Raw genomic sequence first — 18,193 nt, forward strand, 5'->3', positions numbered from 1 at the left:
CCCCGGGACAGCGTCACGCCGGCGACGATCACCCGGGGCGTGGGCCGGACTCCTCGGGCCCGGTCGTGTCGAGGGGCACCGCCGCGGAACGGACGATCCCGAGCTGGACCGACTGGCGGCCCAGCACGGCGTCGAGCAGCCAGTCGACGGCGGTGCGGACCCGGTTGCCCGGCATGGAGATCAGGTGGTACCCGCGGGTCACGGCCTTCGCCAGGAGCCCCGACATCGGGATCTGCAGCGGGTTCGCGGCCGCCTGGAGCCCGCCGAGGTCGACGACGAACCCGAGGTCGTGGTGCTTGTACGCGCGGACGGTGCCGTACCCCAGCGACGCCGCGACGTTCCGGCCGGCGAGCGTGCCCTGGCGGCTCGCGTGCTGGGCGGTCATCGCCGTGACCTCGCCCGGCCGGGTGACGTCGGGCACGGCGGCGGCGTCCCCGCACGCGAACATCCGCGGCCGTCCGGGCACCTCCAGCGTGGTCCCGACGACCAGCCGGCCTTTCTGCGTCTCGAGCCCGGTGTCGCCGACCAGCGGGTCGGGCCGCACGCCGACGCACCACACCAGCGTGCGGGACGGCAAGAGCTCACCGGTGGTGAGCCGGACGCCGTCGGACATCGCCTCCTGCACCGAGACCCCGGTCTCCACCCGGACGCCGCGGCCGCGCAGCACCCGGTCGGCCGCACGGGACAGCCGCGGGTCGAGCTCGGGCAGCACCTTCGGTGCGAGGTCCAGCAGCATCCAGCGCATCCGCTGGTTCGCGAGCACGGGGTGCCGCCGGCGCAGCGCCTCGGTGAGCAGCGGTCCCTGCGCCGCGACCTCCGTGCCGGTGTAACCCGCGCCGACGACGACGAACGTGCAGCGCGCGTCCCGCTCCGCGCGGTCGTCCGTCGCGGCCGCCAGCTCCACCTGCCGGATCACGTGGTCACGCAGGTAGAGAGCCTCAGCGACCCCGCGGAAGCCGTGCGCGTGCTCGGCGACGCCTGGAACCGGCAGGAGCCGGGTGACGCTGCCCGCCGCGACGATCAGCCGGTCGTAGCGCAGGGTGTGCGTCCCGCCCTCCGGGTCGGTGTACTCGACGCGGTCCTCGTCCGGGTCGATCGCCGTCACGTCGCCGAGCGCGAGCCGGACCCCGCGCAGCGTCGCCGGGATCGAGACGGTCACCCGCCGGGGATCGATCACGGCGGCCGCGACCTCCGGCAGCAGCGGCAGGTAGAGGAAGTAGTCCGTCCGGTTCACCAGGACGATCTCGACGTCGGCCGAGCGCGGCAGCGCGCGACGCAGCGCCCGGGCCGCGTTGTAGCCGGCGAAGCCGCCCCCAACGATCACGACTCTTGTCGGACTCTCGCTCATCGCGACCTCGCTCGATCTCGTCGTTGACACCCGCGTACGGAGGATGGGCAGAGCTCACCTCCCTGACCGTGCCACGGCGACCGCCGGTGCGCCCGCTCACGCGGGGCACACTGGACGGCAGGGAGACGACGCCGCCCCTGCGAACGTGACACTCTCCTGGCGCAGTCGCACGTCGCCCCGGCCCGTCCGGTGGCATGCGACCCACACGGCCGCGCGCGAACCGTGCGAGAGCCTGCGATCCGCGATGGAATGTGATTCCGAACTGGCCGGCGCCCACGGACCCTCATGTCGTGGCACACCCAGGAGGAGAAATGAGCCATCGAGTCACGATCGACGGCACCACGATCGAGACGCAGCACCTGCGCCTGCGGCCCTGGCAGCCCGACGACGCCGTCGGGGCGCTGGCGATCTACGGGGAGGCCGACGTCGCCCGGTGGCTGACCCCCGCGATGGACAGGATCGACGACCCCGAGCGGATGCGGGAGATCATCGAGCGCTGGGTCGCCGAGCACACCGGGACCGGACGTCCTACGGGCCGCTGGGCGATCGACGACCTCGACAGCGGGAAGCTCATCGGTGCCGGGCAGATCCTCGGCCTCCCCCCGGAGGGGGAGGACCTCGAGCTCGGCTACCAGTTCGCGCCGAGCGCCTGGGGCCGCGGGCTGGGTTCCGAGACCGGTCACGCGCTCGCGCACTACGCGTTCTCCCATGACGAGGAGGAGGTGTTCGCCGTCGTCCGCCACGGCAATCAGCACGGCATCAGGACGGCGCGCGAGATCGGCATGGAATGGGTCGGTGAGACGACGAAGTACTACGACCTGAGGCTTCAGGTCTTCCGGCTGCGCAAGGGCGATCTCGACGTGCCCGGGTAGAAGGCTGCCGGGCGAGGCGCCCGAGAAGCGGTGCGTTGCCCGCCGCGGTGCGGTGGGCAACGCCTGCTCGGTCAGCTGGCGGCGGCGCTGCGCCGGGGAAGCACCCAGTTCGGGCGCGGGTAGTGGCAGGTGTAGCCGTTCGGATAGGTGATCAGGTAGTCCTGGTGCTCGGGCTCGGCCTCCCAGAAGGGTCCTGCGGCCTCGATCGTCGTCACCGCCTTTCCGGGCCAGAGGCCCGACGCGTCGACGTCGGCGATCGTGTCGCGAGCGACCTCGTCCTGCTCAGGAGTGAGCGGGAAGATCGCCGAGCGGTAGCTCGTCCCGACGTCGTTGCCCTGCCGGTCGAGGGTCGACGGGTCGTGGATCTGGAAGAAGAAAGCCAGGATGTCGCGGTACGTCGTAGCACTCGGGTCGAAGACGATCTCGACGGCCTCGGCGTGCCCCGGGTGGTTGCGATAGGTCGCATGGTCGTTCCGGCCGCCGGTGTAACCGACGCGGGTGGCGAGGACGCCGGGCTGCCGGCGGACGAGGTCCTCCATCCCCCAGAAGCACCCGCCCGCGAGTACTGCCGTCTCGGCCCCGGGCGTGCGCGTGACCTGCCCGGTGTCGTGTGTTCCGCTGCTCATCAGTTCTGCACCTCTCCGTTCGGCTCGGACTCGGACGTGGACTCGGACTCGAACAGGGCCAGGTACTCGCCGTAGCCCTCAGCCTCCAGCTCGGCGACCGGGACGAAGCGCAGCGCCGCCGAGTTCATGCAGTAGCGCTCACCCCCGCGATCCGCCGGACCGTCGCCGAACAGGTGCCCGAGGTGGCTGTCCGCGGCGGTGGAGCGCACCTCGGTCCGCACCATCCCGAACGACCTGTCCGTCACGGCCCGCACGGTGCCTGCGCCGATCGGCCTGGTGAAGCTGGGCCAGCCGGTGCCGCTGTCGTACTTGTCGGTCGAGGAGAACAGGGGCTGGCCGGAGACCACGTCGACGTAGATGCCGGGCTCGTGGTTGTCCCAGTACTTGTTCCGGAACGCCGGCTCCGTACCCCCTTCCTGCGTGACACGGAACTGCGTCGTCGTCAGCCGGCGCAAGGCCTCGGGCGAGGTGTTGTAGTCGTGTGCCATGTCGGCTTTTCCTTTCTGACGCCCCTAAGAGGCGTCGTCATGAAGCACAACACCGTGACCCCCGGTTGTGGTCCCGGCGCCCGACGGCCGTCCTGGTCTCGTGGGTGTCACCGTCCGCCCTCGTCTTACCCGGCACGTAAGACGTCGGCGTCTCGCGCCGCTAACGGTGACGAACCGAAATACGGTTGAGGGCACTTGAGCGAGACAGGGAGGCGCCCGATGAGAGCCATCGTGGTGACTGACGAGGCCGCGGGTACGGCCGGGATGACCTTGGCCGATCGACCTGAGCCCGAGCCGGCCGGGAACGACGTCGTCGTGCAGGTCCACGCGTCGGGGTTCACCCCGGGCGAGCTGACGTGGCCCGGTACCTGGACCGACCGTCTGGGGCGCGACCGGACGCCGTCGATCCCCGGGCACGAGCTGGCCGGCGTCGTGAGCGCGCTCGGCTACGGCACGCGCGGGCTGTCCGTCGGCCAGCGGGTGTTCGGGCTGTCCGACTGGACCCGTGACGGCACGCTCGCCGAGTACGCGGCCGTCGAGGCACGCAACCTCGCGCCTCTCCCCGGCGACGTCGACTTCACGGTGGGCGCGAGCCTGCCGATCTCGGGCCTGACCGCGTGGCAGGGTCTGTTCGTCCACGCGCGTCTCGAGGTCGGGCAGAGCATCCTGGTGCACGGCGCGGCCGGCGGCGTCGGGTCCATGGTGGTGCAGCTCGCCCGGGAGGCGGGTGCCTACGTGATCGGCACCGGGCGGACGGCGGACCGGCAGGCCGCGCTCGACCTCGGCGCGCAGGAGTTCGTCGACCTCGACGGAGATGCGCTGGAGGACGTCGGTTCGGTCGATCTCGTGTTCGACATGATCGGCGGAGACATCCAGCGACGTTCGGCCGCCCTGGTGCGGGCAGGGGGAACGCTCGTCAGCATCGCCGGCCCGCCCGAGGCACGACCGGCCGACGGGCTGGCCGTCGACTTCGTCGTCGAGGCCGACCGCGCCCAGCTGAGCGAGCTCGCCCAGCGGGTCCGCGACGGGCGCCTTCGGACGAACATCGCCCGCGTCGCGAGCCTGGACGAGGCAGTCGCCGCGTTCAACCCCACCGAGCGGGCCAAGGGCAAGACGATCATCCGCGTCCGCCCGTAGGCGAACCGGCGCCCCGCGAGGCGACAACGGCCGCCGACCAGGTCTGATACCCGGTCGGCGGCTTTCGCGCGCCCTCCGGCAGTTGACATCGCCCGGTGACCCAGCGCACACTCTCGCGACAGTGTGAAACACACTTTCATTCTATGAAACGAGGAGTGCGACGATGCACATTGCGATCCTTGGCCTGGGCGAGGCCGGGAGCCTGTACGCGGCCGGCTTCGCGGCCGCCGGGACCCGGCTCACGGGCTACGACCCTGCCGACTCGACCACGCCTCCGGGCGTGCTGCGTCAGGCCACGGTCGCCGACGCCGTCTCGGAGGCCGACCTGGTGCTGAGCCTGACCGGCGCGCGCCACGCGCGGTCCGCGCTGGAGCAGGCGGTCCCGGCGATGCGGGCCGGCGCCTGCTTCGCGGACATGAACTCGGGCTCGCCGGCGCTCAAGGCCGAACTCGCGACGCTGCTCGGCGAGCGCGGGGACCTCCGGTTCGCCGACGTCACGGTCATCGGCTCGGTACCCGAGCACGGGGCGGCCACCGCCCTGGTGGTGTCCGGCGACGGCGCGGAGGACGTGCGGCAGGCGTTCGCTCCCCTGGCCGCACCGGTCGACGTGGTCAGCGACCGGCCGGGCGACGCCGCGCGGCGCAAGCTCCTGCGCAGCATGTTCATGAAGAGCCTGGGGGCGAGCGTCGTCGAGGCGCTGGCCGCCGGGCAGGCCGCGGGCGACCTGGACTGGCTGCGCGGCCAGATCGCCGGCGCCCTGGCCGACGGCGTCCCGGGGATGGACCGGCTCGCCGACGGCACGACCAAGCACGGCGAACGACGCGGGCACGAGGCGCGCGACGCCGCGGCGATGGCCGCGGAGCTCGGCATCACCGCGACCATGACGCTCGCGGCGGCGGACGTGCACCTGGGCGCAGCACGACAGGCCGGCCGTCTCGAGGACTCCCTGCTCGCCGCCTACGCGGGCCTGGCCAGCGCCAACATCGGTGACGCCCGGCAACGCCTCGGCCTGGTCGACTCGGGCATCAGCGCGATGTGGCCGGGCGCCACGGTGGTCGGCCGCGCACACACCGTATTCTGCCGTGCCGGGGAGAACGTCGGGCTCAGCCAGGCGCTGGAGACGGCCCGCCCCGGGGACGTGCTCGTCGTCGACGGACAGGGTGACGTGGCGCGAGCATTGATGGGCGAGCTCATCGCCGAGCGCGCACGCAGCAAGGGAGTGCGAGGAATGGTCATCGACGGAGCGGTTCGCGACGTCTCCGTGCTCGCCGAGATCGGTTTTCCCGTCTGGGCCCGGGCGGTCACGCCCGCGGGCCCGTACAAGTTCGGTCCGGGCTGGGCGGGGCGGCCGGTCGCGGTCGGCGGCGTCGTCGTCAACCCCGGCGACCTCGTGGTCGGGGACGACGACGGCGTCGCGATCATCCCGACCGCCGAGGCCGAACAGACCCTGGCGGACGCCCGCGCCATCGAGGCCGACGAGGCGGGACGTCGCGCCGCGATCGTGGCCGCACGCACGGAGACCTCCGCATGAGCGCGATCTGGGCCCTGGTCGTCTACATCGCGGCGATCATCGTCACCAACGCGGTCCTCAAGCGGAACATCGGCGAGTCGATGATCGCCGGGTTCGTCGTCGTCAGCCTGTTCGCCGGCCCCGACATCCTGCACGTCATGACGGGTGCCCTGACCGAGGCCATGCAGGAGGAGGTCACGTACGCCGCGATCGCGTTCGTCGTCGCCTCGTACCTGATGAGCCGCACCCCGATCCTGGACCGCCTCATCGACATCATGAACTCGCTGTTCGGCAGGGTCCGCGGCGGGCCTGTCTACACCTCGATCCTCGGCGGCGGCGCGATGGGTGCGATCGCCCACATCGGAGCGGCGGTCACCGCCTCCGTGGGCTCGGTGACGATCCCCTGGATGAAGCGGTCGGGCGTGAGCCCGGCCATGTCGGCCACCGTCGTGGCCGGCTGCGCCGGCATGGGCATCACGTTCCCGTTCAGCGGGACCATGTTCATCCTCATCGGCTCCGCCGGCGTCAGCCAGCTCCTGGAGCCCAACGAGATCGTGCTGCCGCTCCTGGCGGCGGGACTCTGGTGCCTCGCCTACCGCATGGTCGCGGCCTGGATCATCGTCCGTCGCCACGGCATCCAGGCGATGGATCCCGCCGACGTCGTCCCCGCCCGGCGCAGCCTCCGGACCGGCTGGACGTCGCTGCTGCTGTTCGTGGCCATCCTCGTCCCGGTGCTGGTGACGGTCGGCCCGATGGGTGCCGGGCTGTCCGCCTGGACCGGCGTCGACGTCTCGGACGCCATCAGCCTCATCGTCTGGATCCCCGTGCTGCTGGTGACGCTCGTCCTGTTCCTCGGACGCCGGCACCTGCCGCGCACGGCCTCCGGCTGGTGGACGACACTCGGCGACAGCGCGCCGCGGATCGGGGTCATCGGCGTCACGATCGTGGGCGCCTTCGCGGCGTCGAACGTCCTGTCCGAGCTCGGCCTGCCCGCGCAGCTCACCACGCTCCTGAGCGCTCTCGACGCGCCCCTGTGGCTCCTGGCCATCGCGGTGGGCGTCCTCGTCGTGGCCGTCGCCATCCCGCTGACCGGGTCCGCGACCATGGCCGCGATCGGCCCGGTGGCGGTCACCGCCCTGGTCGGCGCGGGCGTCCCCGCCCCGGTGGCCGCGGCGGCGGTCCTCGTCTTCGCCTCCACCGAGGGGGCCTCGCCGCCCGCGGCGGCCCCGATCTACGTCGCCAGCGCGATCGCCGGCGTGGACCCGGTCCGGACGTTCAAGCCGCTGCTCGCCTACTTCTGCCTGCCCATCCTCGCCCTCGGGGTCCTCATGGTCCTCGGCGTCCTGCCCATCTAAGGACCAAGCCAATGCTCATCACCAGCACCCGCGCGGTGTTCACGTCCGCCATCGTCCTGATGCTGCTCGGCGGGGCGGTCATCGTCGCCACCCAGGTCGCGGGGCTCGTCGCCGGGCGCGGGACGTGGCTGACCGCGGTGACCGAGAGCGTCGGGCCGCCGACACTCGTCGCCGCGAGCATCGCCGGGATCCTCGCGTTCGCCCTCTCCTACGCCCCAGGTGCCGAGACCGACGACGACGTCCGGGACGACACCGAGCACCCCGCCCCGACCGACCGCCGCTGAGCCGACGGGACCAGGTCCCGACGGGAAGAGGTCCGGGCCGGACCCGGTCCTGGCAGCAGCACGCGGCCAGGACCGGGTTCGGCCCGCCGGGCAGTTACCGGGCGCGCGGCAGGGAACGCCCGATCGCCGAGGCGGCCCGGCGGACCTCCTCGGCGTGCTCGACCATCTGTTCGCGGGGGTGCTTCTCCGCGGGTCCGGCCGCGGACACCGCCGCGATCACCCGACCGGAAGCGTCGCGGACAGGCACGCTCGCCGCGACGATGCCGGTCTCACGCTCACTCACCGAGACGTGGAAACCGCGCTCGCTCAGCGCGTCGAGATCCCCGCGCAGGGCGGCGACGTCGACCGGCGCGTCCTCGCCGAGCTGACGGACGTGCTCGGCCAGCGCCGCGAGCTCGACGTCGTCCATGTCGACCGCGAGCGCCTTGCCGGCTCCCAGGTGCAGCGGCAGCCTCCGTCCGACCGGGAGCTGGTAGCGCATGGGTTCCGCGCCGTCGACCCGCGCGACGAGCACCCGTTCGAAGCCGACCCGTTCGTACAGGGAGACGGTGAGGGAGGTGCTCGCGGCCAGCTCCCGCAGCACCGGGCTCGCGGTGCGCGTGAGGACGTCCGAGACGAGGAACCCGTGCGCGGCGGAGAGCACCGCCGGGCCCAGCCGGTGCGCCTTTCCCTCGCTGACGACGTACCCGCGTGCGGCGAGCACGGCGAGGATGCGCAAGGTCGTCGCCGGGTTCAGCCCGGCGGCGCGGGCGACCTCGGACAGTCGCATGGGCTCGGTGTGGCGCTGCAGCACCTCGAGGACGTCCAGGGCGCGCTCCAACGACCGCATGGGTGTCGCGGGCCGCTCCTGACCCACCTCAGTCGTTGCCGCCACCCGTCCTCCGATCGGTCAGAACCCGCTGCGGCGGGCACCCAGCACGTCGGACAACAACATAGCCCGCCCGCCGGGGGCAGCCCGACCGCGGACCGGCGAGCGACCGCGGACCGGCGGGCGAGGCGAGCTCGCCCTCCTCTACGACCGGACACGCCGACCACTCGTGGGCGGCTGGCGCAGCCCGTCCAGCAGCAGCGTGATGACGCCGTCGGCCTCGGCCCGCCAGTTGTGGCGGTGGTCATGGGCCGCGCCGATGCCGTGCAGTGCCATCATGACGACGCCGGCGTCCGCGTCGGCCCGGACGGTGCCGTCTCGCACGGCGTCGGCCACCAGGTCGCCGACGGCCTCCTCCAGCACCTGGCCACCCTCGGCGAGCGCACCCGAGCGGGTGGTCATGAGAGTGGCCAGTGTCCGGGCGAGACCCTGGTAGGCGTCCATGTGGTCGACCATGCCGCGCAGGAAGACCGCCAGGGCCTCGTCCGCGGGCAGCGTGGCACGCAGCTCGCGGGCGCGTGCGCTGAGCGCGGCGACCTCCTCGTGGTAGACCGCCTCGGCCAGCGCCTCCCGGGTGGGGAAGTGGCGGTACAACGTGCCGGTGCCCACGCCTGCCAGGCGGGCGAAGTCGTCGAAGCGAAGGTCGAAGAAGTCGCCGGCGTCGAGAACTTCCCGGGCCGTTGCGAGCAGGGCCTCACGGTTGCGCCGGGCGTCGGCCCGCAGCGGCTTGGCGGCGTTCATGCGATACCTCCCGTTGACAAGTGGAGACCATCTCCATATCTTGCAAGTGGAGACGATCTCCGGTTTGAGCCTAACCCATCGAGGTAGAGCATGAAGATCCTGATGTTCGGACGAGGCGTCATCGCCACCGTGAACGGCTGGGCCCTGGAACAGGCCGGGCACGACGTCGAGTTCTACGTCCGCCCAGGCCGCGCGGCGACCTACGGGGAGACGGTCGACCTCGATCTGCTCGACACACGACGGCGCGTGTGGGGGAAGTCCGTGGTCGAGAGGTGGCCGGTGCGCTACCGCGAAGAGCTGGAGCCGGGTCACGACTTCGACCTCATCGTGCTGAGCGTGCAGCACTACCGGCTTGCGGAGGCGGCGGCCTTCCTGGCTCCACGCATCGGCACGGCAACGGTGCTGGTCCTCAGCAACATCTGGACCGAGCCGCTGGCCGCGATCGGGGACCTTCCCCCCGACCAGGTCGCCTGGGGATTCCCGCAGTCCGGTGGCGGCTTCGGCGAGAACGGCGTGCTCCGCGCGGCGATACTCCCGTCCGTCGTCCTCGGCACCTTCGGCACGCCCCCGACCGAACGCGAGCGGACCGTGCGCCGGCTGTTTCGCGAGGCGGGGTTCCGGATCCTGGAGCAACCCGACCTCCGCGGCTGGTTGTGGATCCATTTCGCGGCGGACGCCGGCCTGCACTCGCAGGGCCTGAGGCTGGGCTCGCTGGCCGACCTGGCCGGAGCACGGCGCGAGCTGCGCGAGGCACTGCTGGCCGGCCGTGAGCTGCTGCCGCTCCTCGAGGCGCGCGGTGTCGACCTGCGGCGTCATCGAGGCAGCGTGCTGCCCATGCGCGCACCGACCTGGCTGACGGCCTCGGTGCTCGCCTGGCTGACCGCTCATGTCGCGCCGGCCCGGTTGAGCCTCGAGACACATTCCGACCCCGGGGCCGAGGAGCCGCGAGCAGTCTGCCGGGACACCCTGGCCGAGGCGCGGCGGCTGGGCATCGCGGTGCCGCGACTGGAGGCGGCGGAACCGAGCTTCGCCCGCCAGGGCCCGTCCCGGGCACCGACCTCGTAGCGTCCACGGCGGCGCCCGGTCGAGACCCGCGGCTCCGAACATCGAGTGACGCACGTCACGGTTGATCCTGACCTGAGGTCAAGGTGGACGGTTCTCGCATCGGCAGGACGCCGAAGAGAACCGAGCGCTTCGAAGGAGCGAACCACCATGACCACCACCGTTTCCAACCAGACCGCCGACCGTCTCCAGCGGGCGATCGAGGCGATCGTCGACCCCGGCATCATCGGGCTGTCGGTCCGCGTCAACGACGAGCAGGGCGAGTGGGTCGGCGCCGCCGGGGCGGCAGAGGTCGGCGGGGACGTGAAACCGCCTGCCGGCGGTCACATCCGGATCGGCAGCAACACCAAGACCTTCACCGCGACCCTGGTGCTTCAGCTCGTGGCCGAGGACAGGCTCGGCCTGGACGACGCGGTCGCGGACCACCTGCCTGAGTTCGGGATCGACCAGCGGATCACGGTCCGGATGCTGCTCCAGCAGACCAGCGGCCTGTTCAACTTCACCGGCGAGGTCTACGAGGACGGCTCGATGGTGTTCGGCATCCCCATCCCTTACGGCCCCGACGGCAAGGAGTGGCTGAACAACCGGTTCAAGACCTACCGGCCCCAGGAGCTGGTCGAGCTCGCGTTGTCCAAGCCTGCGCGGTTCGAGCCCGGAGCGGGCTGGAGCTATTCCAACACCAACTACGTCCTGGCTCGCCTGCTCATCGAGAAGGTCACCGGCCGTACCGTCACCGAGGAGATGCAGCGGCTGATCCTGACCCCGCTCGGCATGTCGCACACCGTGGTCCCGGATGACGCGGAGATCGCCGAGCCGCACGCCCACGCCTACTACCGGTACGACGAGGACGGCGGGCCGCGCACGGTCGACATCACCCGCCAGAACCCCTCCTGGGTCTCCGCCGGCGGTGACATGATCTCGACCACCGAGGACCTGCACACCTTCATCGCCGCGCTCACCGGCGGCAAGCTCCTCCCGGACGAGCTGCGCGAGGAGATGTTCACCCCGCGTGCGACGGGCATCCCGAACATGGGCTACGGGCTGGGGGTGTTCGTGCTGACCACGGACGACGGTGCCACCGTGATCTCCCACAACGGCGCCGCGGTGGGCCATGCGGCGCTCATGTACGCCACCCCCGACGGGGCGAAGACGCTGACCGCCGCGCTGAACTGCGTGGACGACGCGAACCTCACCGTCGCCGCGGCGTTCCAGGGCGCCCAGCAGCGCCTCCTCGACGAGGTATTCGGCTTGGCAGGATGAGCAGATGCACAACGGAGTCAGTATCGGCCAGGCGGCCGCGTTCGTCGGCATCACGATCAAGACGGTGCGGCACTACCACAAGCTCGGCCTGGTCACCGAACCCCGGCGCGACGGCTCCGGATACCGGCGGTACGGATCGGACGACCTGCTCAGGCTGGTGCAGGTCCGGACCCTGGCCGCCGCCGGGGTACCGCTGGCAGAGATCGGACCCCTGCTCGACGCCGACGCCGCGCTGTTCGCCTCCGCGCTCGTCCAGGTCGAACGACAGCTCGACGAACACCTCGCGGAGCTGACCGCGCGGCGCGCCATGCTGCACCGCCTCGCCGACGGCGACCGGGCGCTGCTGCCCGACCGCGCCGTGGCCCTGCTGGAGCGGATGCTCGCCCTCGGATACTCCGAGGACGAGGTCGCGGCCACCAGGGAGGGCTGGGTGCTCGCGCGAGCCCTGGTCCCCGAAGGCTTCGACGACTACCTCGCCCAGTTCGAGCACGCCCTGCAAGACACCAGGCTCATCGCCCTGACCAGGCGCGTCGCCGAAGCCGCGACCTGGGAGGCGGACGACCCCCGCATCGACCGCCTCGCCGCCGAAGCGGCCGACCACTACCTGGCCGACCCCGCACTGCTCAGGACCGTCACCAGCATGCAGGCACGGACCGACACCGCGCCCCGGTACGCGATGATCGCCCGCCACGGTGACAAGCCGACACCGGCCATGGCACGACTGTCCGCGCTCTTCGAGTCCAGACTCCGCGCCGCCGGCGTCCGCATCCCGAGGTCCGACCCGCGTTGACCGCGAAGCGAACCGGCCCCTTCCACGTCGCCGGCAGCGCCGGCAAGGTCGGGGCGCCCCGCGAAACGACGAAGGCCGCCGACCAGGTCAGATACCCGGTCGGCGGCCTCGGTCGAGCAGGCTCAGCCGGACTTGCGGCGGAACATCTTCTGCACGGGGCCGGTCGTCTCCGAACCGTGCACAGAGCCCGTGTTCACGTCGCCTGCGGCGGTACGGCCGCGTGCGGCGTTCTTCCGGTCCAGCGCTTCCTTGAACCGCGCCTTCGCGTCAACGCTCGGCGCGGTCGCGGCCTTGGGCGCCTCAGCGTCCTGAGCCACTGCCTCCTCGGCACCAGGCTTCTCGTCCGTCACACCGATCACCTCCTCCTGTTTCGGGGGTCCCTCGATCGGGTCCGTCGTCGGCCCCAGCCTGCCCCACCGCACGCCAGGGTGCCAATCGCTTTTCGTCCGTCGCCGGCGCGCGGGCCCTTCCGACCGCTACGCCTGCGCGGCGGCACGCTCCGCATCACGCTCGGCGCGCTCGGCGCGCAGCGACGTGATGGCGCTCTCGAAGTCCTCGAGCGAGTCGAACGACTGGTAGACGCTCGCGAACCGGAGGTAGGCCACTTCGTCGAGCTCACGGAGGGGGCCCAGGATGGCGAGGCCCACCTCGTACGCGTCGATCTCGGCGCTGCCGTTGCTCCGCAGGGTCTCCTCGACCCTCTGGGCCAGGATCGCCAGGTCGTCGTCGCTCACAGGGCGGCCCTGGCACGCCTTGCGCACGCCCGCGGCGACCTTGTCGCGGCTGAACGGCTCGGTGGCGCCGGAGCGCTTGACGATCGACAGGCTCGCGGTCTCGACGGTGGTGAACCGCCGGTTGCAGTTCGGGCACTGCCGCCTGCGCCGGATCGACAGGCCGTCGTCGGCGGTCCGCGAGTCCACCACGCGCGAGTCGGCGTGGCGACAGAACGGGCAGTGCATGCTGACTCCTGCGTGGTCGGCCACGGACCGGAGAGATCCGGTCGCGCCCCGACCGTAAGCGGGCAAACCACCCCCATGCAACATCGCCGCAACATTTGACGGCGAATCGTGGCCTCCGTCCACTTCGTCGGGGTGTCCGGCCACTTTTCGGGGGCCTTCCCGTCACTCCTTCGGGAGCAGGAGGAGCTCGCCGACCCGCACGGTGCCCGACGTCATCTTGTTGAGGTCCTGCAGCCGCGCGACCGCCTGCCGCACGTCCTCCCCGGGCTTCGCGACCTGCTCGGCGAAGCCCCAGAGCGTCTCCCCCGGCTGCACCGCGTGCACCCGGACCTCCGTGGGCTCGCCCGGCGAGCTGGCGACCGCGGTCGCGCCCCACGTCGCCATCGGCGCGACCACGAGCATCGCCAGCAGCACCAGCACGACCCGGCCGCGCCGCGTGAGCCGCAGCCCGGCGAGCCCGAGCCGGTCGGCGAAGGTGCGCCGCCCGCGCGGCGCGTACGAGGGGGCAGCCGGGCGGGGCCGGGGCGGCGCGGACGCCCGGCTCTGCGTGTATCCCGGGTCCGGCCGGTACGCCCGGACCGCGCTCGATCCGGGCACCGTCGCATACGCCTGCCCGTACGCCGGGGTGTACTGCCGCAGCGGGATCACGTCCCCCATGGCCCCTCCTCGAAAGATGACTCGAACGGTTGTCCGTCATACACACGTTCGTCGAACGCTCGTACCATTGTGTAGCACGGGACACCGTAGAAGTCGAGACACGCTCGAACATTCGTTTGAGCCGAGCACATTTGTGATCTAGAGTGGGCAGCGCACAGGAGAACATTTGTCGGAACGGGAGGGGCACGGGCATGACGGGACGGGACGGGACCAGCGACACGAGAGCCGTCGACACGGCACTCTCGGGTGTCGCCACGTTGGACGCGCCGGGCGACGGGGCGGTCGCCGACGTGCACGCGATCTCGCCGGCAGACCGCCTCACCGAGCGGCAGCGCCTTGTGCTGGACACGATCCGGCAGTCGTTCGAGACGCGCGGATACCCGCCGTCGATGCGCGAGATCGGCGAGGCCGTCGGGCTGGCCAGCCCGTCGAGCGTCAAGCACCAGCTCCAGATGCTGGAGAAGAAGGGCTTCCTGCGCCGCGACCCCAACCGGCCGCGCGCGATGGAGCTCGTCGAGCCCCTGGCCGAGCAGGTCGAGAAGCCGACACGCGGCGAGATCCACTGGCCCGAGCCGCGGCGTAGCGGCCAGGTCCACTGGGGCGGTTCGGTGCCGGACGACGCGAGCACGCCGCCGCCGTCGTACGTGCCGCTGGTCGGCCGCATCGCGGCCGGTGGGCCGATCCTCGCCGAGCAGGTCGTCGAGGACGTCTTCCCGCTCCCCCGCCAGCTCGTCGGTGACGGCGAGCTGTTCCTCCTCAAGGTCGCGGGCGACTCGATGGTCGACGCCGCGATCTGCGACGGGGACTGGGTCGTGGTGCGCCGCCAGAATGTCGCCGAGCAGGGCGAGATCGTCGCCGCCATGATCGACGGCGAGGCCACGGTCAAGACGTTCAAGCAGACCGACGGGCACGTGCTGCTGCTGCCGCAGAACCCGGCCTACGAGCCCATCCCGGGTGACGAGGCGCAGATCCTGGGCCGCGTCGTCGCGGTGCTGCGCAGCCTCTGACCGCAGAGAAACGGACAAGGCCCGGCCGCCGGTTTCCGGTGGCCGGGCCTTTCTCGTGCCCGGACGAGCCAGGTCGACGTCGATCCCGGGGCGGCCCTAGAACCCGAAGCGCCGCTGTACCGCGCGCACGCTGTCGGCCGACGCGCGCAGCCCGGCCAGCTCGTCGTCCGACATCGGCACCTCCACCGTGCTCGTGACGCCCCGCCGGTCCACCAGGGACGGCACCGACAGGCAGACGTCGCTGATGCCGTGGTAGTCGTCCAGCAGCGAGGACACCGGCATGATCCGGCGCTCGTCCTTCAGCACCGCCTCGATGATGCGGGTCGCGGCCAGGCCCACGGCGTAGTTGGTGGCGCCCTTGCCCGCGATGATCCGGTAGGCCGAGTCGACCACCTCGTGGTGCACCTCCGCACGCACCGCGGCGTCCAGGGGCGCGGCGCCGCCGACCGGCACCCAGTCGAGCAGCGGCACGCCGCCGATCGAGGCGGAGCTCCACAGCGCGATCTCCGAGTCGCCGTGCTCCCCGGCGATGTAGGCGTGCACGTTCCCGACGGCCACCCCGCACCGCTCGGCGAGCACGACGCGCAGCCGCGACGAGTCGAGCACGGTGCCGCTGCCGAAGAGCCGCTCGCGCGGCAGCCCCGAGATCTTCAGGGCCGCGTAGGTCACCACGTCCACGGGGTTGGTCACCATCAGGTAGGTCGCGTCGGGGGCTACCTCGACCAGGCCCGGCAGGATGGTGCGCATCAGCCCGATCGTCGCCTCCGCCAGGTCGACGCGGCTCTGGCCGGGCTTCTGCTTGGCGCCCGCCGTGACCACCACGACGTCGGCCCCCTCGCACACCGCCGGGTCGTCAGAACCGATCACGTGCGCCTGGGACGTGAACATCAGCCCGTGCTGCAGGTCCAGCACCTCGGCGTCGACCTTCTGCCGGTCGATGTCGAGCAGGGCGATGGTGCGGGCCGAGCCGCGGGTCAGCGCCGCGAAGGCGAGCGTCGATCCCACCGCCCCCGCACCCACCACGGCGATCTTGGTGGTGCGGGATCCGGCGGGCTGGGCCGCGGGGACGTCCGAGGGGGCTGCCATGCCCTCAGGCTATGTGTCGAGCCTGGCGAGCGCGGCGCGGACCAGCTTCGGGTCGGTGGTGGGCCAGAACCCGGGCATCGACCGGGTCAGGAACGACGCGTACCGCGCCGTCGCGAGCCGCGGGTCGAGGACCGCCACGACGCCCCGGTCGTCCATGCTGCGCACCAGGCGCCCCGCGCCCTGCGCGAGCAGCAGCGCCGCGTGCTGCGCCGAGACCGCCATGAACCCGTTGCCGCCCGCCTGCTCGACTGCGCGGGCGCGCGCCGCCTTGACCGGGTCGTCCGGGCGCGGGAACGGGATGCGGTCGATGAGCACGAGCTGGTTGGACGGCCCCGGCACGTCGACGCCCTGCCACAGGGACAGCGTGCCGAACAGGCACGTGGCCGGGTCCTCGGCGAACTCGCGCACGAGGGTCGGGAGCTGGTCGTCGCCCTGCGCCAGGATCGGGAAGTCCAGGCGCTCCCGCATCGCCTCCGCCGCGGCGTTCGCAGCGCGCCGGGACGAGAACAGCCCGAGCGTGCGGCCGCCGGCGGCCGTGATGAGCTCCGCGATCTCGTCGAGCTGCGCCTCCGTGGTCGGCTCGCGGCCCGGGGCGGGCAGGTGGCGCGCGATGTAGAGGATGCCCTGCTTGGGGTAGTCGAACGGGCTGCCCGCATCGAAGCCGTGCCACGGCGGGGCGTCCGCACCGTTGAGGCCGAGCGTGCCGGCCACGGCGTCGAACGTTCCGCCCAGCGCCAAGGTCGCCGAGGTGAACACGCCCGTCGACTCGCCCAGCAGGTGCGTGCGGATCAGGCCGGCCACGTGCAGCGGAGCGGCGTGCAGCCGTGTCACGTTGTCGCCGAACCCGCCCCAGCCGTTGTCCGGGCGCGAGCACCAGAGCACGTCCGAGGTCGTGTCCTGCGACGCCATGCGCTCGGCCGTCTCGAAGAGCTGGAGCATGGCGCCCTGCGCCATCTTGAGCCCCGGGTCGGGCTGGCCCGCGTCCTTGCCCTTGGCGCCCTTGCCACCGGCCTCGGGCTTCAGCGTGCTCAGCACCTCGCGCGCGGCGTCGCGCACCGCGCCGACCGCCATGCGCAGCTCGTCCGGCAACCCGCTCGGGAACCGCTCGGCCGGCGCGGTGACCAGCAGGGTGCCGAGGCTCTGCGCCGCCGCGTCGAGGGTGTCGGTGTTGGTGCCCGCGTGCCGCCGGGCGAGCCGCGCCGCGCTCTCCACCGACGCCATGGACAGGTCCACGGTGGCCGACGACGTCACGCGGTCGGTGAGCTCGTGCGCCTCGTCGACCACCACGACGTCGTGCTCCGGGAGCACGCCCGGGCTGCCCGTGGCCGCGATGCCGAGCATGGCATGGTTGGTGACCACCACGTCCGCCTCGCGGGCGGCGGCCCGGGCCTTGTCCGGGAAGCACTCCGCGAGCATGGGGCACTTGCCGCCCAGGCACTCCATCGCCGTGACGGACACCTGGCGCCAGGCCCGCTCCGGCACGCCGGGCACGAGGTCGTCCCGGTCGCCCGTCTCGGTCTCGCCCGCCCACTCGTGCAGGCGCCGGACGTGGTCGGCGAGCGACGCGCCGTCGTCCCGCCGGCGGCTGCGGGCGGCGCCGCCGGCCGCCTCCTCGGTCTTGGGATGGTCCTCGCCGCCGGGCAGGTCGAAGAGGGTGGTCTCGTCCTCCGGGTAGCCGCCGCCCACCTTGTGCACGCACAGGTAGTTGTGCCAGCCCTTGAGCAGCGCGACGCGTGGCTCACGCGGCAGCGCCGGCGCGACGGCCTTCGCCACGAGCGGCAGGTCGCGCGTGATGACCTGCCGCTGCAGGGCGAGCGTCGCGGTGGAGACGATGACCTTGGACTGCGCGGCCACGGCGTGCCGGACGGCGGGCACCAGGTACCCGAGCGACTTGCCCGTACCCGTGCCCGCCTGCACCAGCAGGTGCTCACCCTTGTCGATCGCCTCGCCGACCGCGACGGCCATGCGGTGCTGACCCTCTCTGCGCCCGCCACCGAGCTGTCCGACGGCGAGGTCGAGCAGCTCCTCCACCTCGGGAATCTCGGCGGAATCGGTGCGTGCGGCAGGTGCGTCGGGAAGGCTGGTCACACGCTCGATCCTAGGCCGGACCACCGACATCCACCCTGCCTCGTCCACAGGTCCG

General features: G+C 72.2%; 19 protein-coding genes. 9 read left to right on the forward strand and 10 right to left on the reverse strand.

Annotated elements, in window-relative coordinates:
• Positions 1-28 precede the first annotated feature (28 nt).
• Positions 29-1,348 (reverse strand): NAD(P)/FAD-dependent oxidoreductase, encoded by a 1,320-nt coding sequence (locus ACFV9Q_RS15935; RefSeq protein WP_377235209.1) that lies wholly within the window; start codon positions 1,346-1,348, stop codon positions 29-31.
• Between the two features lie 311 nt (positions 1,349-1,659).
• On the opposite strand from ACFV9Q_RS15935, the gene ACFV9Q_RS15940 reads away from it, so the two are divergent.
• Positions 1,660-2,220 carry a GNAT family N-acetyltransferase gene (locus ACFV9Q_RS15940; protein ID WP_377235210.1) on the forward strand — a complete coding sequence of 187 codons (561 nt, stop codon included), beginning with the start codon at positions 1,660-1,662 and terminating at the stop codon, positions 2,218-2,220.
• A gap of 71 nt (positions 2,221-2,291) precedes the next feature.
• Here the strand turns inward: ACFV9Q_RS15940 and msrA are convergent, their stop codons facing one another.
• Together msrA and msrB are read right to left on the reverse strand one after the other, a co-directional pair.
• Positions 2,292-2,846: a peptide-methionine (S)-S-oxide reductase MsrA gene (gene msrA, locus ACFV9Q_RS15945; RefSeq protein WP_377235211.1), complete on the reverse strand. Its 555-nt coding sequence runs from the start codon at positions 2,844-2,846 to the stop codon at positions 2,292-2,294.
• Positions 2,846-3,334: a peptide-methionine (R)-S-oxide reductase MsrB gene (gene msrB, locus ACFV9Q_RS15950; RefSeq protein ID WP_377235212.1), complete on the reverse strand. Its 489-nt coding sequence runs from the start codon at positions 3,332-3,334 to the stop codon at positions 2,846-2,848. The genes msrA and msrB overlap by 1 nt, the downstream gene beginning before the upstream one ends.
• Positions 3,335-3,553: 219 nt before the next feature.
• Here msrB and ACFV9Q_RS15955 point away from each other — a divergent pair, with 219 nt between their 5' ends.
• The 4 genes from ACFV9Q_RS15955 (at position 3,554) to ACFV9Q_RS15970 (ending at position 7,620) form a co-directional block, all read left to right on the forward strand.
• Positions 3,554-4,471, forward strand: coding sequence for an NADP-dependent oxidoreductase (locus tag ACFV9Q_RS15955; protein WP_377235213.1), 918 nt, complete (start codon positions 3,554-3,556; stop codon positions 4,469-4,471).
• Positions 4,472-4,634: 163 nt separating this feature from the next.
• Positions 4,635-6,002: an NAD(P)-binding domain-containing protein gene (locus ACFV9Q_RS15960; RefSeq protein ID WP_377235214.1), complete on the forward strand. Its 1,368-nt coding sequence runs from the start codon at positions 4,635-4,637 to the stop codon at positions 6,000-6,002.
• Positions 5,999-7,336: a TRAP transporter large permease subunit gene (locus tag ACFV9Q_RS15965; RefSeq protein ID WP_377235215.1), complete on the forward strand. Its 1,338-nt coding sequence runs from the start codon at positions 5,999-6,001 to the stop codon at positions 7,334-7,336. The genes ACFV9Q_RS15960 and ACFV9Q_RS15965 overlap by 4 nt, the downstream gene beginning before the upstream one ends.
• Before the next feature lie 11 nt (positions 7,337-7,347).
• Complete coding sequence (locus tag ACFV9Q_RS15970) at positions 7,348-7,620, forward strand: hypothetical protein (protein ID WP_377235216.1); 273 nt, start codon at positions 7,348-7,350, stop codon at positions 7,618-7,620.
• Positions 7,621-7,714: 94 nt separating this feature from the next.
• Here the strand turns inward: ACFV9Q_RS15970 and ACFV9Q_RS15975 are convergent, their stop codons facing one another.
• Positions 7,715-8,494 (reverse strand): IclR family transcriptional regulator, encoded by a 780-nt coding sequence (locus ACFV9Q_RS15975; protein WP_377235217.1) that lies wholly within the window; start codon positions 8,492-8,494, stop codon positions 7,715-7,717.
• A 138-nt stretch (positions 8,495-8,632) separates the two neighbouring features.
• Positions 8,633-9,229 (reverse strand): TetR/AcrR family transcriptional regulator, encoded by a 597-nt coding sequence (locus tag ACFV9Q_RS15980; RefSeq protein WP_377235218.1) that lies wholly within the window; start codon positions 9,227-9,229, stop codon positions 8,633-8,635.
• A 90-nt stretch (positions 9,230-9,319) separates the two neighbouring features.
• On the opposite strand from ACFV9Q_RS15980, the gene ACFV9Q_RS15985 reads away from it, so the two are divergent.
• The 3 genes from ACFV9Q_RS15985 (at position 9,320) to ACFV9Q_RS15995 (ending at position 12,341) form a co-directional block, all read left to right on the forward strand.
• The gene (locus tag ACFV9Q_RS15985; RefSeq protein WP_377235219.1) at positions 9,320-10,294 is read left to right on the forward strand and encodes a ketopantoate reductase family protein; all 975 of its coding nucleotides are present in this window, start codon (positions 9,320-9,322) and stop codon (positions 10,292-10,294) included.
• 147 nt (positions 10,295-10,441) lie between these two features.
• Entirely contained in the window at positions 10,442-11,551 is a 1,110-nt protein-coding gene (locus tag ACFV9Q_RS15990; RefSeq protein ID WP_377235220.1) for a serine hydrolase domain-containing protein, read from the forward strand.
• Positions 11,552-11,555: 4 nt separating this feature from the next.
• Positions 11,556-12,341 carry a MerR family transcriptional regulator gene (locus ACFV9Q_RS15995; protein ID WP_377235221.1) on the forward strand — a complete coding sequence of 262 codons (786 nt, stop codon included), beginning with the start codon at positions 11,556-11,558 and terminating at the stop codon, positions 12,339-12,341.
• A gap of 122 nt (positions 12,342-12,463) precedes the next feature.
• On the opposite strand, the gene ACFV9Q_RS16000 is transcribed toward ACFV9Q_RS15995, so the two are convergent.
• The 3 genes from ACFV9Q_RS16000 to ACFV9Q_RS16010 form a co-directional block, all read right to left on the reverse strand.
• Positions 12,464-12,691 carry a DUF5302 domain-containing protein gene (locus ACFV9Q_RS16000; RefSeq protein WP_377229636.1) on the reverse strand — a complete coding sequence of 76 codons (228 nt, stop codon included), beginning with the start codon at positions 12,689-12,691 and terminating at the stop codon, positions 12,464-12,466.
• Between the two features lie 126 nt (positions 12,692-12,817).
• Positions 12,818-13,300 carry a transcriptional regulator NrdR gene (gene nrdR, locus ACFV9Q_RS16005; protein ID WP_377229635.1) on the reverse strand — a complete coding sequence of 161 codons (483 nt, stop codon included), beginning with the start codon at positions 13,298-13,300 and terminating at the stop codon, positions 12,818-12,820.
• Between the two features lie 162 nt (positions 13,301-13,462).
• Entirely contained in the window at positions 13,463-13,957 is a 495-nt protein-coding gene (locus ACFV9Q_RS16010) for a LysM peptidoglycan-binding domain-containing protein (protein ID WP_377235222.1), read from the reverse strand.
• A 191-nt stretch (positions 13,958-14,148) separates the two neighbouring features.
• On the opposite strand from ACFV9Q_RS16010, the gene lexA reads away from it, so the two are divergent.
• Positions 14,149-14,964 (forward strand): transcriptional repressor LexA, encoded by an 816-nt coding sequence (gene lexA / locus ACFV9Q_RS16015; RefSeq protein WP_376770121.1) that lies wholly within the window; start codon positions 14,149-14,151, stop codon positions 14,962-14,964.
• A 96-nt stretch (positions 14,965-15,060) separates the two neighbouring features.
• Here the strand turns inward: lexA and ACFV9Q_RS16020 are convergent, their stop codons facing one another.
• The gene (locus ACFV9Q_RS16020) at positions 15,061-16,050 is read right to left on the reverse strand and encodes an L-lactate dehydrogenase (protein ID WP_377235223.1); all 990 of its coding nucleotides are present in this window, start codon (positions 16,048-16,050) and stop codon (positions 15,061-15,063) included.
• A gap of 9 nt (positions 16,051-16,059) precedes the next feature.
• Positions 16,060-18,168 carry an ATP-dependent DNA helicase gene (locus ACFV9Q_RS16025; RefSeq protein ID WP_377235224.1) on the reverse strand — a complete coding sequence of 703 codons (2,109 nt, stop codon included), beginning with the start codon at positions 18,166-18,168 and terminating at the stop codon, positions 16,060-16,062.
• Between the last annotated feature and the right edge of the window lie 25 nt (positions 18,169-18,193).

Origin of the sequence: Promicromonospora sp. NPDC059942 (assembly GCF_042731755.1) — a bacterium.
Taxonomy (GTDB): domain Bacteria; phylum Actinomycetota; class Actinomycetes; order Actinomycetales; family Cellulomonadaceae; genus Promicromonospora.

Coding starts and splice junctions, on each gene's coding strand:
- ACFV9Q_RS15995 (WP_377235221.1), top strand. CDS start 11,556: ATGCACAACGGAGTCAGTATCGGCCAGGCGGCCGCGTTCGTCGGCATC.
- lexA (WP_376770121.1), top strand. CDS start 14,149: ATGACGGGACGGGACGGGACCAGCGACACGAGAGCCGTCGACACGGCA.
- ACFV9Q_RS16025 (WP_377235224.1), bottom strand. CDS start 18,168: ATGTCGGTGGTCCGGCCTAGGATCGAGCGTGTGACCAGCCTTCCCGAC.
- ACFV9Q_RS15940 (WP_377235210.1), top strand. CDS start 1,660: ATGAGCCATCGAGTCACGATCGACGGCACCACGATCGAGACGCAGCAC.
- ACFV9Q_RS16010 (WP_377235222.1), bottom strand. CDS start 13,957: ATGGGGGACGTGATCCCGCTGCGGCAGTACACCCCGGCGTACGGGCAG.
- nrdR (WP_377229635.1), bottom strand. CDS start 13,300: ATGCACTGCCCGTTCTGTCGCCACGCCGACTCGCGCGTGGTGGACTCG.
- ACFV9Q_RS15935 (WP_377235209.1), bottom strand. CDS start 1,348: ATGAGCGAGAGTCCGACAAGAGTCGTGATCGTTGGGGGCGGCTTCGCC.
- ACFV9Q_RS15955 (WP_377235213.1), top strand. CDS start 3,554: ATGAGAGCCATCGTGGTGACTGACGAGGCCGCGGGTACGGCCGGGATG.
- msrA (WP_377235211.1), bottom strand. CDS start 2,846: ATGAGCAGCGGAACACACGACACCGGGCAGGTCACGCGCACGCCCGGG.
- ACFV9Q_RS16020 (WP_377235223.1), bottom strand. CDS start 16,050: ATGGCAGCCCCCTCGGACGTCCCCGCGGCCCAGCCCGCCGGATCCCGC.
- ACFV9Q_RS15960 (WP_377235214.1), top strand. CDS start 4,635: ATGCACATTGCGATCCTTGGCCTGGGCGAGGCCGGGAGCCTGTACGCG.
- ACFV9Q_RS15980 (WP_377235218.1), bottom strand. CDS start 9,229: ATGAACGCCGCCAAGCCGCTGCGGGCCGACGCCCGGCGCAACCGTGAG.
- ACFV9Q_RS15965 (WP_377235215.1), top strand. CDS start 5,999: ATGAGCGCGATCTGGGCCCTGGTCGTCTACATCGCGGCGATCATCGTC.
- msrB (WP_377235212.1), bottom strand. CDS start 3,334: ATGGCACACGACTACAACACCTCGCCCGAGGCCTTGCGCCGGCTGACG.
- ACFV9Q_RS15985 (WP_377235219.1), top strand. CDS start 9,320: ATGAAGATCCTGATGTTCGGACGAGGCGTCATCGCCACCGTGAACGGC.
- ACFV9Q_RS15970 (WP_377235216.1), top strand. CDS start 7,348: ATGCTCATCACCAGCACCCGCGCGGTGTTCACGTCCGCCATCGTCCTG.
- ACFV9Q_RS15990 (WP_377235220.1), top strand. CDS start 10,442: ATGACCACCACCGTTTCCAACCAGACCGCCGACCGTCTCCAGCGGGCG.